The 15009-nt window shown below is 28.6% G+C and carries 15 protein-coding genes and 1 tRNA gene; 8 read left to right on the top strand and 8 right to left on the bottom strand.

All coding sequences use genetic code 11. From position 1 onward, the window contains the following. Positions 1–204: 204 nt before the first annotated feature. The 3 genes from CUEA01_RS23835 (at position 205) to CUEA01_RS23825 (ending at position 1710) form a co-directional block, all read left to right on the top strand. Complete coding sequence (locus CUEA01_RS23835) at positions 205–531, top strand: helix-turn-helix domain-containing protein (RefSeq protein WP_234124870.1); 327 nt, start codon at positions 205–207, stop codon at positions 529–531. 128 nt (positions 532–659) lie between these two features. Continuing rightward, complete coding sequence (locus CUEA01_RS23830) at positions 660–1148, top strand: hypothetical protein (RefSeq protein WP_234124869.1); 489 nt, start codon at positions 660–662, stop codon at positions 1146–1148. A gap of 229 nt (positions 1149–1377) precedes the next feature. Then, complete coding sequence (locus CUEA01_RS23825; RefSeq protein WP_234124868.1) at positions 1378–1710, top strand: nucleotidyltransferase domain-containing protein; 333 nt, start codon at positions 1378–1380, stop codon at positions 1708–1710. 279 nt (positions 1711–1989) lie between these two features. Here CUEA01_RS23825 and CUEA01_RS23820 read toward each other — a convergent pair whose 3' ends face one another. After that, complete coding sequence (locus CUEA01_RS23820; RefSeq protein ID WP_234124867.1) at positions 1990–2949, bottom strand: phage/plasmid replication domain-containing protein; 960 nt, start codon at positions 2947–2949, stop codon at positions 1990–1992. A gap of 356 nt (positions 2950–3305) precedes the next feature. Between CUEA01_RS23820 and CUEA01_RS23815 the strand changes: the two genes are divergently transcribed. Genes CUEA01_RS23815 through CUEA01_RS23805 form a run of 3 tightly spaced genes read left to right on the top strand, consistent with a single transcriptional unit; the run spans position 3306 to position 5133 of the window. Then, a complete protein-coding gene (locus CUEA01_RS23815; protein ID WP_234124866.1) occupies positions 3306–3770 on the top strand; it encodes a helix-turn-helix domain-containing protein in 465 nt (154 codons plus the stop codon). A 30-nt stretch (positions 3771–3800) separates the two neighbouring features. Beyond that, positions 3801–4007, top strand: coding sequence for a helix-turn-helix domain-containing protein (locus tag CUEA01_RS23810; protein ID WP_234124865.1), 207 nt, complete (start codon positions 3801–3803; stop codon positions 4005–4007). A 16-nt stretch (positions 4008–4023) separates the two neighbouring features. Then, positions 4024–5133, top strand: a complete 1110-nt coding sequence (locus CUEA01_RS23805) for a site-specific integrase (protein WP_234124863.1) — start codon at positions 4024–4026, stop codon at positions 5131–5133. A gap of 393 nt (positions 5134–5526) precedes the next feature. Here CUEA01_RS23805 and CUEA01_RS23800 read toward each other — a convergent pair. Continuing rightward, positions 5527–5603, bottom strand: a tRNA-Arg gene (locus CUEA01_RS23800). A gap of 194 nt (positions 5604–5797) precedes the next feature. Between CUEA01_RS23800 and CUEA01_RS23795 the strand changes: the two genes are divergently transcribed. Further along, the gene (locus CUEA01_RS23795; RefSeq protein ID WP_234124861.1) at positions 5798–6112 is read left to right on the top strand and encodes a phasin family protein; all 315 of its coding nucleotides are present in this window, start codon (positions 5798–5800) and stop codon (positions 6110–6112) included. 73 nt (positions 6113–6185) lie between these two features. Then, positions 6186–7784, top strand: a complete 1599-nt coding sequence (locus CUEA01_RS23790) for an ABC1 kinase family protein (RefSeq protein WP_234124859.1) — start codon at positions 6186–6188, stop codon at positions 7782–7784. A gap of 102 nt (positions 7785–7886) precedes the next feature. On the opposite strand, the gene CUEA01_RS23785 is transcribed toward CUEA01_RS23790, so the two are convergent. From CUEA01_RS23785 to CUEA01_RS23760, 6 genes are all read right to left on the bottom strand, one after another. Further along, positions 7887–8870, bottom strand: coding sequence for a LacI family DNA-binding transcriptional regulator (locus CUEA01_RS23785; protein ID WP_234125163.1), 984 nt, complete (start codon positions 8868–8870; stop codon positions 7887–7889). A 70-nt stretch (positions 8871–8940) separates the two neighbouring features. After that, the gene (locus CUEA01_RS23780) at positions 8941–9900 is read right to left on the bottom strand and encodes a carbohydrate kinase family protein (RefSeq protein WP_234124857.1); all 960 of its coding nucleotides are present in this window, start codon (positions 9898–9900) and stop codon (positions 8941–8943) included. A gap of 163 nt (positions 9901–10063) precedes the next feature. Beyond that, positions 10064–10780, bottom strand: coding sequence for a DUF624 domain-containing protein (locus CUEA01_RS23775; RefSeq protein ID WP_234124855.1), 717 nt, complete (start codon positions 10778–10780; stop codon positions 10064–10066). Positions 10781–10811: 31 nt separating this feature from the next. After that, positions 10812–12203 (bottom strand): glycoside hydrolase family 32 protein, encoded by a 1392-nt coding sequence (locus CUEA01_RS23770; protein ID WP_234124854.1) that lies wholly within the window; start codon positions 12201–12203, stop codon positions 10812–10814. Between the two features lie 109 nt (positions 12204–12312). After that, a complete protein-coding gene (locus CUEA01_RS23765; protein WP_234124853.1) occupies positions 12313–13953 on the bottom strand; it encodes an extracellular solute-binding protein in 1641 nt (546 codons plus the stop codon). 169 nt (positions 13954–14122) lie between these two features. Continuing rightward, on the bottom strand, positions 14123–15007 hold the full coding sequence (locus CUEA01_RS23760) for a carbohydrate ABC transporter permease (protein WP_234124852.1): 885 nt from the start codon (positions 15005–15007) through the stop codon (positions 14123–14125). Positions 15008–15009: the final 2 nt, after the last annotated feature.

Genomic DNA, 15009 nt, shown 5'->3' with positions numbered 1-15009 from the left:
CTGTTTCTTAACACAGTATCGGTAGTACGATAAATCCTCATAATTTATTGTGCTATTTATCTTACTTACAAATCTAATATAACACTACAAAATCATAATTTTTTAAACATTTATGTTATAAACTATGTGATTACACTACTATAATATCAATAACTACTATAAAACAGGTGTCACACGTTGGCTTATATGGAAGAGGTGTATTAAATGGAAAATGAACTTGGAAAATATTTAAAAAATATAAGAAAAACTCTCAAACTATCATTAAAAGATGTAGAAGAAAAAACACAAATTAGTGCTTCATACATTTACAGATTAGAAAAAGGCGAAAGATGTAATCCTTCTGCCTTTACACTTAAAACTTTAAGTGATTTTTATGGGGCTAATCAATATCATATGTTAAAGTTAGCAACATACTCTTGCCATACTAAACCTTACAAGGAAAATAAAATTGACAATATATTTGAAGATAGCCAAATAACGTTTTTATTAATTAAGCTCTTGGAAAGAATAGAAATATTATCACATAAATAATTAAATTATTTATTTAACTGTAGTCATTAAAAATTACTACAGTTATTTTTTTAAGCAATAGTTATAAATATATATATTGCTTACTATAATTATAAAAAGATACAAAAGTAAAGGAGATTTATAATTATATGAATACAAAAGATTTCTTTGAGCTTGACACTGCTAAGCGAGTAATAATAATAAACAAATTATTGGAAAAATACACTGATAATTCCTTAAAAAATGTTTCATCTGAACTTAATATAAGCTATTCTACTTTCTGTAAAGAAATGAGTAAAGACGATTATGTATATATAAAAAGAGATAATAAATACTACAAATTTATAAAGGATAATAGTTTTACTATACAACAAGAAAAAAACTTATCAGAACAACTTTTATACATAAAAAATAATTTTGATAAATTTAAAAAGCTAATAGAAGCAATAGACAACAATTATTTAGTATTGGATAAAAGAATATACTCCCAATCAGATAAAATATTAAATAAAAACATAAAGATTAATTCTTTAATTTATGATGAATTTACATCTGTTTGTAGTAACAAGTATCCGTTTTTAAAACTGCAAGATATAATATCCCAATGCCTATTAGACTTCCTAAATAAAAATAAATAAAGCTTTTTTTCAGCTAAGTAATTGATGCAAAAAAATATTAAAAATATATAAGCAAAAATAAGGTGAATTATTACAAATATAATTTACCTTATTTTTATATATTATATTTATAAATATATAATGTCAGCAAATATCTATAAGATTTAAATAACCAAAACCACCTTGGTTCTAATTGATTTTTTAATAAAAAAATATATAATTAATTATGATGTTAAAAGGAGGTATTAACATGATAAATAATCGTGATATAGATAAGATTGTTAACTTAATTGTCACTAATGTTAAGCCCGATAAGATAATATTATTTGGCTCTTATTGCTATGGAAAAGCTAATGAAGATAGTGATTTAGACTTATTAATTATTAAAGATGTGAATGTTGAAAAACATAAAAGAGGTAGACAAATAAGAAAGTATTTAAGAGGCGTAAAAATTCCTATAGATATATTAGTTCACACTAATATAGAAGTTGCTAAATTAAAAGATGATGAAACAACCTTTATATCTGAGATATTAAAAAGTGGCAAGATTTTATATGAATATAAAAGACAACTTGATATATAATTAGATTTATTAAGATAAAAACTTGATTTTATACTAATATTCATAAATAACTTAAATGCCATCAAAAAATATTTTTATATCGACATTAAGTATTTGCTGTTAAAAAAATTCCCTCTTATTTGTATTAACACTACATTCTGGAGTTAACTTACTAAACTTTTTATCTAAAAAACGATATAATATAATTTTAATCACCTTACTTTATCTTTTTATCACTTATATAATCCCCCCCCCTTATAAAATTAAATCTTTTATATTATCTTTAATCCAAACCTATAATTAAGCTACATTAGTAAATATATTTTCTGTGAATGGATTTATAATAACACTGGGAGCCTCTATATTTTTAGGTATTAGAATCGGATTTATATTAAGCTTACTAAGTAATTTAATTATGTTGTTAAACTGATATTTGCTGTATACTAATTTTCCATCTTGATTTAGTTTATTTTTAACGTATGTTATTCCATGGATTGAAACATCGCTTAAAAACTCTCTCATCATTTTTTTATATTTTATTGATAAATTGCTTCTATTAATTATTGTCTCTGCTCTATATATCTTGTAATAATCTCCTTTGTATAGAATTGCTTCAAAATTCTTATGCATATACTCTAAATAGCTTTTGTTGTTAAAATAATTTATTAATTTCTTATCTACACCTTGTTTATGTTTCTTATTATTTAAATGCCTATTTTGTATTCTAAATTCAAATCGAATTACATTTTTTTCATAGCTACATATATTTTTTCCATTGCTTATTCTTTCCTGTTCTTTATCATACGCAGTGGTTTGTGTACTTCTTGTATTAAAATACACTGTAGTTTTAAAACAACTGTACTTCTTCTTAAAACCATATTTTTCTATAGCTTTCTTATATATTTTAAAAAGAATTTCCCTTTCCTTCTTATTAGGTATACATACATCCAGCCTATAATCCACTCTTATCAGTGTAGCATCACTAAAATTTAGACCATATTGGTTCATATAACCTTCTATATAATTTTGTACTCTTGGATAATCCAATTCATGAAACTTAGGCGTTCCTAATACCTTAATAATATCTATTACAATATATAAACTCCAAATATTATATTTTTTTGTTATTGTAGACTTGCACGCCATAAACATATTATCAATATCATCCGTTACAAATTTAATATTTTTATTAAATTTTTTAGTTATATAATCTATATTTTTATTATTAAGAGCTACATATAATTGTATTGTATGTATCATGTTTCCACTTCCTTCCAAATAGCGGGAGAATATCACTATTTCCTAACCCACCTATTTACCTGCATTTAGGTATATATTTTATCCATTTTTTTATCCCGAGCCAAACATATTTAAAGTATTCCTAATTAAACTTTTCTTTTTAATTTTAGTAATTACATCTTTAATTTATAATCAATTAAGTTGTTGTACATTGTTTTAGATAACTCATTATCCAAACAGTAGTTGTTATGGCTGTTTTATTTTCAAGAAACACCCACTTTGTGTGTTGACTGTGAAACAATTATAACTTTTTGTTGACTCGTAGTCAACATAGAGTTATAATTAATACATAAATTAAATGATTAGGAGTCTTAAAAATGAAAAACGAAACTATTAACTCAACCACTGAAAACCAAAATGCTGATACTTCTAAATTTTTATCAGGTGAATTGATAAGACAAAAAAGAATACAAATGGGACTTTCCCTAAGAGACTTAGAAACCATGACAGGAGTTTCATCATCTTATATTAACAAATTAGAAAATAGTTTACGTGCAAATCCAACTTTCGAAACTTTACTGAAAATTTCCAAAGCATTAAATTTAGACTTAAATAGATTTTTTACTAAGACTAACGAAGATGATAAAAAGGATATTGTATATTTTATAAAAGGTGGGCCTATTACATTTAAAGAAACAGACATAAATTCAAACATCAAAAGTATCTTGGGTGACTTAGTTTACTATATTCTAAATTGCACCTGGGATAACACCTCTAAAATAGATGATATAAAAAACATATTAGATTTAATAGATAAGTTAAAAAAGAATACACATGACTAAATATAAAAATATGATGGAGGGATTTAATCTATGAAAACTTATACAGTAAGCGATGTGGCAAACTATCTGAACATCTGTGATGTAAAGGTATATGAATTAGTTAAAACAAATAAAATCGAACCAGTTTTAAGAATTGGGAAGAAAATAATCATACCTGAAATAAGCCTAAAGGCATTTGAATTAGGTATAAAGCTTAATTCAGATATGATAGATAGATATATATTTGGAGCAGTATAAAATAGGAGGGATGTCCATGAAAGGTACTATAATTAAAAGAAAAAATAGTTGGTCTTTAGTAATTGACTTAGACCCAAAAACAGATGGTTCTCGCAACCAGAAATGGTTCTCTGGTTTTAAAACGAAAAAAGAAGCCCAAATAAAACAAGCCGAGATAATAACAAAACTTCAAAAGGGTTGTTATTTTGAAACACAAAAAATGAACTTATCATCTTACTTGGATTATTGGTTAGAAAATTATGCCCGAACCAATGTAGCACAATCAACCTTTGTAAGGTATCGTCAATTTGCCAATTGTATAAAAAAGCATTTAGGAAATCTACAGCTAAGTAAACTGAAACCAATCGCTATACAGCAATTGTATAGTGATGTAAATAAACAAGTTTCTAATTCTACCGTACTAAAACTACATAGATTTCTTCACTTAGCTCTTAAACACGCTGTAAAGTGGCGGATAATTCCCCTAAATCCAACAGAAATGTGTCAACCACCAAAACCAAAACGACATGAAATGTCTGTATGGGATATCAGCACTTATAAAAATTTTAAGGATCTAATAAAAAATGAAGTTATGTTCTTAGTTGTAGTATTAGGCACTGAAACTGGTATGCGATTAGGAGAAATATTGGCTCTTCGCTGGGAAGATATTTCGTTTGACTCCAAAACTATTCATGTAACAAATTCTCTTCAATACATAAATAAGGAGTTTATACTTAAAGAACCTAAAACTAAAAAATCCAAGCGTTCAATTACTCTGATGGACACAACTCTTCAAGTTTTAAAATCAGTTCAATATGAGCAAAGAGTTAATAAAATGTTATTTGGCAAAGATTATGATAATAATAACTTTGTATGTTGCTGGAACACTGGCAAACCAATTATCCCTCACTATATTTCCACCAGATTTAAAAAATTAATAAAAAAATACAATCTCCCAGAAATTCGCTTTCACGACCTTCGTCACACACATGCAACATTTTTACTTTCTCAAGGGATAAATCCCAAAGTTGTTAGTGAGCGTCTTGGCCATAGTACTATAACTCTTACATTAGACACTTATTCGCATGTTTTACCAAACATGCAAGAAGAAGCTACTGAAAAGCTAAATAAGCTATTTTGTAATTAAAAATAGATAGTTGAAATATACTATCTATTTTTAATAAACTTCCAAATGTGGACCATTCATTTTCAGCCCCTATTATTTATAAACTCATTTAACTTCATTATATTCAACAAATTCTGTATTATAATTAATCACATTTGCATGCAATTTTTGAAACTACTCTTCTCCATTAAAATTCTCGCCAATCTCTTCTTGAAAAACATCGTATCTTTCTTAATTTTAATTTTTTACTTAAACTTCTTTTCTTATATAAAAATACAAAAAAACATTTTAAAAACCTATAATATTATCTTTTAATACTAATTGTTAGCAAAATGTTAGCAATGCTTACTTTTATGTATTTTCGTTTGCAAAACAAAAGCCCCATAGTACATTTATACTACAAGGCTTTTCTCATGGTGCGCCCGATAGGAATCGAACCTACGGCACGCGGTTTAGGAAACCGCTGCTCTATCCTACTGAGCTACGAGCGCATATTTAATTTTATCATTACAACTTAATATTTTATTACTAACCTTCAAATATGTCAATAACCTTTTAAAAAAGTATATCAATTGTAAATTTTTTAAAAATTCAATTAAATAACTACTATTACGATTTACAAAGGCAAACGCTTCTGCTATGATTGAATTATAATAAATGCCATTTTATGAAGGGGATGAATTTCATGATAGATGAACTAAAAAAAGTTGTTCTTGCTGGCTTGGGATCTGCAGCATATACTTACGAAAAGGCCTCAAAAGTAGTTGATGATTTAGTTGAAAAGGGTAGACTTACCATTGATGAAGGAAAAGAATTATCTCAAGAACTAAAAAAGAATTTAAAAGAGAAAACTGATTCAATGGGCGATAAAGTTAACAAAGTTAAACCTCTAACAAAAGAAGATTTAACTAGCGTTTTGAAAGAAATTAACTTTGCAACAAAGGATGATTTAAAGGATTTAAAAGAAAGAATCAATAATTTAGAAGAAAAATTGAAATAAACGTTAAAAGCCCCGGCATTTAAGCTAGGGCTTTTATATAGACATACATGCATATAAAGCGAGGTCTATTCATATGAACACATCAGTACAAAGGTTTAGAGAAATAGTAAAGGTTTTAGCATTTTACGGATTTGGTTATTTAGTAGATTCCAAGAAAAAGAGAGCGCAGAGATTTCCATCAAATCTAAGGAAAGCTTTTGAGGAATTGGGACCAACCTTCGTAAAAATAGGTCAAATACTAAGTACACGTCCTGATATAATTCCAGATGCATACATAAAAGAATTATCAAAGCTTCAAGACAAAGTCCCCCCTGAGGATTTTAATAACATAGAAGCTGTTTTTTACAAAGAATTTAATAAGTCAATAGACGAGGTATTTCTTAAGTTTAATAAAAAGCCCCTAGCCTGTGCTTCAATTGCTCAAGTTCACGAGGCTACACTAAAAGACGGTACAAATGTTATTGTTAAAATTCAAAGACCCAATATACAAGAAAAAATGAAATTAGATTTATCCATATTATATAAGCTTGCAACGCTTACAAGAGCCAGATTTTCTGACTTTATAGTTGATCCCATTGAAGCTCTCGACGAAATATCAACCTCAACAAAAATGGAACTTGATTTTGCCAATGAAGTTAAAAACATAGACCTTTTTAAAAAATTAAATAGTGATGTTGCTTTTGTAACTTGCCCCTTTGTAGTTCACGAACTGAGTAAGAACCACATTATAACCATGGAGAAAATAACTGGTTTTAAAATAAATGATATAAGAAAACTAGAGGAACAGGATTACGATTTAAATGACCTTGGAAAAAAATTAGCTTTATCTTACTTTAAACAAGTTTTCCAAGACGGATTTTTTCATGGCGATCCTCATCCTGGCAATATACTTATTCGTGAAAACAAAATTTGTTTTATAGATTTTGGACTTATGGGTAGCCTGTCTAATAACTTAAAAAATGCCTTAAATGATATTATTTTATCTGTTGCCTACTATGATATAGATAAAATAATTTCAGTTATAATGTCAATTGGCATAAAAACGGGGTATGTCGATAGAAATCAATTATATGAGGATATAGATTACATATTTTCAAGTTACCTCTCTGCATCTCTTGAAAATATAAAAATATCTCAGTTTCTTCAAGAAGTATTTGATTGTGCAAAGCGAAATAATGTACGTTTACCAAAGGACTTAATCATCCTTGTAAAAGGATTTGTTATTTTGGAAGGTGTAATTGCGAGAATATCACCAGATATTTCAATACTAGATGTCGCAATCCCTTTTGTTAAAGCTCAAAACAAAGAATCTTTTTTAAAAAACCTTGATATAAATGAAGCTTTATTAAATTCATATTCATTTTTAAAAAACTCCTCAAAGCTTCCATCAAAAATTATAGAACTTTGCAATGGACTTATGAGAGGAAGAGCAAAACTTCAACTCAATATAAAAAATGTTGAAGGTCCCATAGCTGAAATTAACAAAATGGTCAATAGATTAATACTAGGAATAATAATTTCATCCATGATAATAAGTTCTTCTTTAATACTACGTTCAAATATTGGTCCTAAATTTTATGGAATATCTATAATTGGAATAACCGGATATGCATCAGCCGCTATTCTTGGCTTTTGGCTTTTAATCTCAATAATACGTTCAAAAAAACTATAAAGAGGACTGCTCCATTAGCTATTTTTTAATTGCCATGGGCAGACCCCTTTTTAATAAACATTAAAGCTGTTTATAATCATCCTTAAAATTATTAAATATACTCTAGTATTTAATTGTTCTTAAGCTTGATTCTCTAACTGCAATTCTTGTTGTTAATATTATGTGTTGTTCCTTTTCTTTCTCTTTTCCATATATCTTATCGACTAAAATTTCAACAGACTGCTTTCCTATTTCCTCAATAGGTTGTGCTACACTAGTTATAGTCGGGCTTACTTCTTTACTTATGAAAGTATTATCAAAACCTATTAAAGCGACTTTTTTGGGTATCTCTACTTTCATTCCCTTTAAAATATGTAAAACAATTAATGCTCTTATATCATTAAATGCAAATACACCTACACCTTCATCTTCAGAACTATTTTTTACATATTCCTTTAATTTTGAACTAACTGAATTATTATGTTCTTCATTTATAAGAATAAAATCCTTTTCCACATCAAAACCTGAATCTTTTATTTCATCCTTAAAACCTTTTCCCTTTTCATCTCCATCATTACCTACAAAAACGAACTTTGAATATCCCATATTAATTAAATGTTTTGCCACATCCTTACCCGCCAAATAATGAGATATTGATACACAGCTACAGCCTTCTAAATCTTGAGTAAATACTACAACTGGAATGCTAATATTCTTTAATTTCTTTAAAATTTTATCTCCACTACTTGGAACTATTAAAATTCCATCCACTTTATAACTCTTCAATACATTTATATACTTTTTTTCTTTATCAAACATATAATCTGTATTGCACAATATGATAGTATATCCATACTTCTCTGCTTCACTTTCAATTACTTTGATAATATCTGAAAAAAACGGATTGGATATATCTGGGATTATTACACCTATAAGTAGCGATCTATGACCAACTAAACTTTGAGCTATAATATTAGGTTGATAATCAAATTTTTTTACACACTCCATAACCTTATCCCTTATTGCAGGATTTACCGCTGAACTTCCATTTATAACCCTTGAAACCGTAGCTTGAGATACTCCGGCTTTTTTTGCAATTTCTTTCATCGTAATCACATGAGCAGCCTCCTTATTGTACACATACTATATTTGAATTTAGTAAATTCCCATTAAATAATTAATTCAATTGTTCTATTTCTTTCAGCGTAGGTAATGAATCAATTGCCCCTAGTTTAGTGCATGCCATAGCTCCAACTTTATTGCTAAATGAAACTATTTCTTTAACTTTTTCAAAATCATTTATTAGCATTTTAGGATTGTCCTCTTGTGAAATTTTATAAAGAAATGCTCCTACAAATGCATCTCCTGCGCCTGTTGAATCAATAGATTTTATCTTTATACTACTAATTATACTAACATTTTGTCCATCAGAAATCAACGTTCCTTCTTTTCCTAATGTAACAGCTACAAGCTTTGCTCCTAATCTATGAAATTCCTTAACGCCATCTTCTAAGATTTTCTTTCCTGTTATTATTTGAAGCTCTTCATCACTTACTTTAACAAAGTCTGCATATTTTATACAACTTTTAGATACTGCTATAAATTCGTCCAATCTATTCTTCCACAAATCCACTCTATAATTTGGATCAAAGGATATAAAATTTTGTTTTTCACTTGCAGCATTCATAACTTTTAAATAGGTATCCTTAGATGGTCCGCCTAATAAGGCAGTCGCAGATCCAAAATGAATTATATTAAAAGTTTTCATTTTTTCACTATCTAAATCCTCCCAAGTAAAAAGTTCATCTGCTCCTCTATTAAAAATAAAATCTCTTTCTCCAGTCTCATTTAGTGAAACAAAGGCAAGAGTAGTATTTGAGTTATTATCCATTACAAGCATTGAGGTATCGACTCCAACTTGATCTAAAGTTTGTTTTAAAAATTCTCCAAAGTTATCATTACCCACTTTTCCAGCAAAATATGCTTTTCCACCTAACTTTGTTAACGCTGCTGTAACATTAGCTGGTGCACCACCTGCTTTCTTTACAAAGTTAGTCCCTTTAGTTAATCCCTGATTTACATCTGAGCATATAAAATCAATTAGTAATTCACCTAAACATAATACTCTATTTGACACAAAAAACACTCCCTTTAAAATGTACCAACAGTACTTTATTCTTTTACATTTATAGTTAAAACCATTAAAATCATAAAACCGTGAATACGTATTCACAGTTTTATTTTATCATCAAAAATTTGGCCTGTCAATTATATAATCATCCTTATTTCCGTAAAAACATCTATTTATTTCCTTTACTTAATTTAGATTCATCTTTAATATTTAGCCTATCCTCTATGTCTTTAAGTGCCCCTTTTTGTAAATACATTATCATATAAGTTACAATACTTACAGAAAATAAAACCATTACAACTTGAAAGCTTTTATTTGAAATTATCCCCAAAAGGTAAATAACTGCAAATGATATTATACATATATAAACCTTCTTTATTAGGTATTCAAATGATAGTCGCACAATACTCATCTTCTTCAAATGAAATCTTGATATTATAGGGAAAACATAAAATGCTAAGGCTATGCAAATATAAGAAATAATTTTTGTTACTATATTAAGAAAATATAAGTGAGAATTATTTGCAATTAACACCATATCAACCTTAATTACAAATAAAATAAGTAATCCTAATGTCCAAAAAAATAATGAATCAAACAAGTTCTCTTTGTATGCTTTAAAAAAATCTTTTGTTAAATTAACATCTCCATCCCTTGTAAGCTTCCCCATCACACCCAATAGTGCAGTTAATGCCGGTCCCATAGGTATTAAGGATAGAATTAAAATTACGTTAACATCAACATTTCCATTTAGACTCATAGTTAAAGCTACAAATAGGTATGGAATATTCATTACCCAAAAATATATATTTCCTAATAAAAACCAAAATAAATAATTGGAAATATTAAAAATTAGACCCTCACCAAATTCTCTTTTTCTATTCATATTTATCCTCATCTCAATCACATTATATTTTTTACCAGATTGAATTCATTTTCCATAAACTAAGCTTTTCTATATTTAATTTATTTCCTTTGTTAAGTTCTAAACTTATATTTTCACTGCTATCAAGTATAGGATATATTCTTGTTGACAAACAAATTTCATTATCAGCAAAAACTTCAATAATTGAATGGTCAACAAATACTCGAATATTAAGTACTTGTCCATTCGATTTTTTCAATGAAGACTTAAGTATAGTTTTATGTACTTCATCAGAAATACTAGATTTACTTCTATCAACAAGAATTTCTCCAGCTGCTGCATCGTATCTAATCGTAGTTTTTTCATCATTATTATCAGACTCAAGTACATTTAAAGAAAAATCTTCATCTCCATTTATTTTTACTTTCAATCCTATTTCTAATGCTCTACCCTTACTTTCAAAGGTCATTTTGCCATTATTTATAACTTTATTATTATATAATTCCTCATCAAATCTAAGCATTTCATACTCAGGTGCCGGTTCCATTTTAAGTAAGTTATGTGAATCCAAAGTTAGTACTCTAGGAATAGATTGTGCACCAGCCCATCCATTAGCTCCATTAAATTCTCCTCTTGAAATTTCTGTCATCCAGCCCCACATTATATGTCTTCCCTTAGAATCCACTAATGTATTAGGAGCGTAAAAGCCTTCCCATCCACTATTATCTAGTATTCCCTCATACTCCGATGTAAATGTAAAATCTTCATTTAAAGTTCCTACATGATATCTAACTATATCACTAGGAGAATAGACAAGTACGTATTTATCACCAAATTTTATCATGTTAGGGCACTCTAAAAATTTAAAATCCGGTGCTTCGAACATTTTGTTTAAAAATTTCCAATTTATAAGATCAAGGGAACTATATATTAGAACGCAACCTTTATCTTCACAGCCTCCACCTAGTACCATGTACCAAGTTTCCTCTTCCTTCCAAACAAATGGATCACGCCATTCTTTTATATCCATTTTCTTATGTATGCTTAATTTCAATACAGGATTAGATTTATACTTTTCCCAAGTAATCATATCATCATGACTTACTGCCATCCATTGTTCTGCTCCAATTTGCGCATTCCTGTCATTTTCACCTATACTTGTGTAAAATATTGTTGGAATTCCTTGATCATTTATTGTGGCACAACCAGAAAAACAATGTGTTTCACCTAATTCATTTGATGGCGCTAATGCTATGGGCAAATGTTTCCAATGAACTAAATCTTCACTAACAGCATGTCCCCAATGCATGGTATCCCAATGATAATCATTAGGGTTACATTGATAAAACAAATGATATTTTCCCTTATAATATATAGGTCCGTTAGGATCATTCATCCAGTTATTCTTAGGTATAAAATGATATTGTGGTTTATATTTTTCCATATTTTTTCCTCCATTTAAATTACATATATTTTTTTGATGTATAGAAGTAAGTTATATGTATCAATTACATATAACTTACTTCTATTTATAAATTTCAAATAATCACTAATTATTTTTGAGTTTTAAAGTAATTATCTAAATATTTTTGTTTTATAGAAAGTAACTTAGGAAGTCCCAATTGATTCATTTTAGTGATGTAACCATTCCAATCATTATCTATTCCACCCTTTAAAATCCATTGTGCTTTCATTCTTTCTGTATATGTTTTAACTGCTGTCTCAAGTTGTGTTACTTGAGCCTGATCATCCTTATTCATAAAAACAATAGGATAGTTATAAGTAGATTTCATAAATGGTACATATGTTGATTGCAAAATATTAAGTCTCCAAGCAGCATCATCTGGTTTTGTAGTTTGATGTCCATAATAACTATTTAATACTGCTAAAGGTCCACCTACACTTGTTTTCTCTCTTAATTCAACAGGTGCAGTTCCACTAAGTGGTAAATGTTTTAAATTTCCATCGCTTGTAAGTTCAAAAATATTTTGTTGTGTTTTATCTCCATAAGTACCCCAATTATCTTGAACTGATTGAAGTGGTGCATAGCATTGATCAATCCATTTAGCTGTTAAGTCAAGATTTTGATTGGCACCTGTAATTACGCATCTACCTCTATCAAATCCAATATTATTAGTTCTTGGTACATTTACTTGACCATTTGGTCCTTTTAATGGAGGTAACTGAACATAATCGTCATTTGCTCCTGCAATATTTGCTTTGTCCCAAGTAAAAAACATTCCATAACGATTATTTTTACCTTTTGCTGCATAAGTGTTCCAATCTTGAGTGAAGGCTTCTTTATCTATTAATCCTTCATTTTGTAATTTATTCATCCACTTTATTCCATCCTTATATCCATCTTCAGTTGTAGAATAAACTACCTTCTTACCCTCTGTAACCATATAATGATCATTGTTATCTCCCATTCCAAAAGCTCCAAGAAGCATTGCAGGATCTTCACCACCATGATTAATCATGAAAGACATTGGAATTACATTGGCACCTAATTTTGATGAGTTATTTTTAAATGCAAGAAGGTCCTTTTCTAACTCATCTGTAGTTGTTGGCATTGGTAAGCCTAATTCATCTAACCATTTCTTATTTATCCAAGGTATATCATCTAAAGCCTGAATAGCATTTTTTCCTGTTCCAAGTTCCTCAATCCATGGGAATGAATAAATATGTCCATCTGGTGCTGTTAACATGGTTTTATATTGGGGATTTGCTTTAAGTATTTTCTCAAGGTTTGGCATATCCTTCTTTATTAAATTCTCTACGGGAACAATAACACCTTGTGATGAATATCTTAATAAATCGTTATCAGAAAATTGGCCATCAAAAACTACGTCTGGAAGATCTCCACTTGCAAGCAATAAATTTTTCTTATCAGAAAATTGATCGTCAGTATAATTTGTCCAGTCAATATGAACGCCAGTAGCCTTTTCAAGTCTTTGAAAGATTAACTTCTTATTAGGATCACTAGGTGCTAATGCTGAACTATGTGTCAAAAACTTCAAAGTCACCTTATTCTTTAAAGGAAAACTAACATTGGTAATTCCATATCCCGGCGATGAATTTGCACCTTTGGCTTTTGAAGTTCCTGATGAACTTGAACCTCCACTTGATGCACATCCTGTTGCTAATATACTTACAGCTAGTGCTACAGTTACTAATAAGCTAATTTTTTTCATTTTAAATTCCCCCTAATTTAATTTTTGTAAAATTTTCAAGCATTTGTGTCGCTAATATTAAATCATTAACCCTATATTTAACTCTTTCGCAATACATATACCTACCTATTTTCCACTTGTAAAATTACTTTATTGCAAAAGACAGTTTAAACAAATTTTTATAATATTATCATCCTTTTATAGACCCAACCATTATTCCTTTTTCAAAATATTTTTGGAAAAAAGGATACATTAATATTAAAGGTAAACTTGAAATAACAATACTTGAATACTTAATCATCTGAGCTATTTGCTGTAACTGAGCTGTATCTGCAGCATTGGTTCCCATATTCATACTAGGCTGGTTTTGAACCAAAATTGATCTAAGTACAATCTGTAATGGTTGCAAATTAGCACTTTTCAAGTAAATCATAGCATCAAAATATGAGTTCCATTGTCCAACAAATTGATATAAAACTAATACTGCAATTATTGGCTTACATAATGGTATTAATATTTTAAAAAAGTATTGAGTATCATTTGCGCCATCAACTGTAGAAGCCTCTCTTAACTCCTTTGGAATGTTTTGAAAATATGTTCTAGCTAATATAAGATTCCATACATTAATGGCACCTGGTAGCAAAATTGCCCAAATACTATCTAACATATTTAAATTTTTTACTAGCAAATATGTAGGTATAAGCCCACCATTAAAAAACATCGTAATAACGAAAAATGTCATAAGCGGTTTTCTACCCACAAAATTTTCTCTGGATAACGGATATGCTGCAAACAACGTTAATACAATTGAAATTAAAGCAAATGCAGCTGAATAAAACATTGAATTTCTGAAACCTATAAGCATTTCTGGATCTTTAAATACACGCTTGTAGCCTTCCAATGTCCAACTAGCAGGATTTAATGTCAGACCATTATTTAACAGCATACTTGGCTGTGTAAAAGATGCAATTACTATATATATTAATGGTATCAATACACAAAGCACTAACAAAACAAGTAATATATTATTTAAAATTAATATAACTCTATCGGTTTTAGTTAAGTTCTTATCCATTT

Source organism: Clostridium hydrogenum (genome assembly GCF_021432385.1).
Lineage (GTDB): Bacteria > Bacillota > Clostridia > Clostridiales > Clostridiaceae > Clostridium_S > Clostridium_S hydrogenum.
The sequence above is the reverse complement of the archived record's forward strand: the minus strand, read 5'-3'. Positions and strand labels throughout refer to the sequence as shown.

What these genes read in the sequence shown, in the direction of transcription:
- CUEA01_RS23835 (WP_234124870.1), top strand. Translation starts at nt 205, where the DNA reads ATGGAAAATGAACTTGGAAAATATTTAAAAAATATAAGAAAAACTCTC.
- CUEA01_RS23830 (WP_234124869.1), top strand. Translation starts at nt 660, where the DNA reads ATGAATACAAAAGATTTCTTTGAGCTTGACACTGCTAAGCGAGTAATA.
- CUEA01_RS23825 (WP_234124868.1), top strand. Translation starts at nt 1,378, where the DNA reads ATGATAAATAATCGTGATATAGATAAGATTGTTAACTTAATTGTCACT.
- CUEA01_RS23820 (WP_234124867.1), bottom strand. Translation starts at nt 2,949, where the DNA reads ATGATACATACAATACAATTATATGTAGCTCTTAATAATAAAAATATA.
- CUEA01_RS23815 (WP_234124866.1), top strand. Translation starts at nt 3,306, where the DNA reads ATGAAAAACGAAACTATTAACTCAACCACTGAAAACCAAAATGCTGAT.
- CUEA01_RS23810 (WP_234124865.1), top strand. Translation starts at nt 3,801, where the DNA reads ATGAAAACTTATACAGTAAGCGATGTGGCAAACTATCTGAACATCTGT.
- CUEA01_RS23805 (WP_234124863.1), top strand. Translation starts at nt 4,024, where the DNA reads ATGAAAGGTACTATAATTAAAAGAAAAAATAGTTGGTCTTTAGTAATT.
- CUEA01_RS23795 (WP_234124861.1), top strand. Translation starts at nt 5,798, where the DNA reads ATGATAGATGAACTAAAAAAAGTTGTTCTTGCTGGCTTGGGATCTGCA.
- CUEA01_RS23790 (WP_234124859.1), top strand. Translation starts at nt 6,186, where the DNA reads ATGAACACATCAGTACAAAGGTTTAGAGAAATAGTAAAGGTTTTAGCA.
- CUEA01_RS23785 (WP_234125163.1), bottom strand. Translation starts at nt 8,870, where the DNA reads ATGAAAGAAATTGCAAAAAAAGCCGGAGTATCTCAAGCTACGGTTTCA.
- CUEA01_RS23775 (WP_234124855.1), bottom strand. Translation starts at nt 10,780, where the DNA reads ATGAATAGAAAAAGAGAATTTGGTGAGGGTCTAATTTTTAATATTTCC.
- CUEA01_RS23770 (WP_234124854.1), bottom strand. Translation starts at nt 12,203, where the DNA reads ATGGAAAAATATAAACCACAATATCATTTTATACCTAAGAATAACTGG.
- CUEA01_RS23765 (WP_234124853.1), bottom strand. Translation starts at nt 13,953, where the DNA reads ATGAAAAAAATTAGCTTATTAGTAACTGTAGCACTAGCTGTAAGTATA.
- CUEA01_RS23760 (WP_234124852.1), bottom strand. Translation starts at nt 15,007, where the DNA reads ATGGATAAGAACTTAACTAAAACCGATAGAGTTATATTAATTTTAAAT.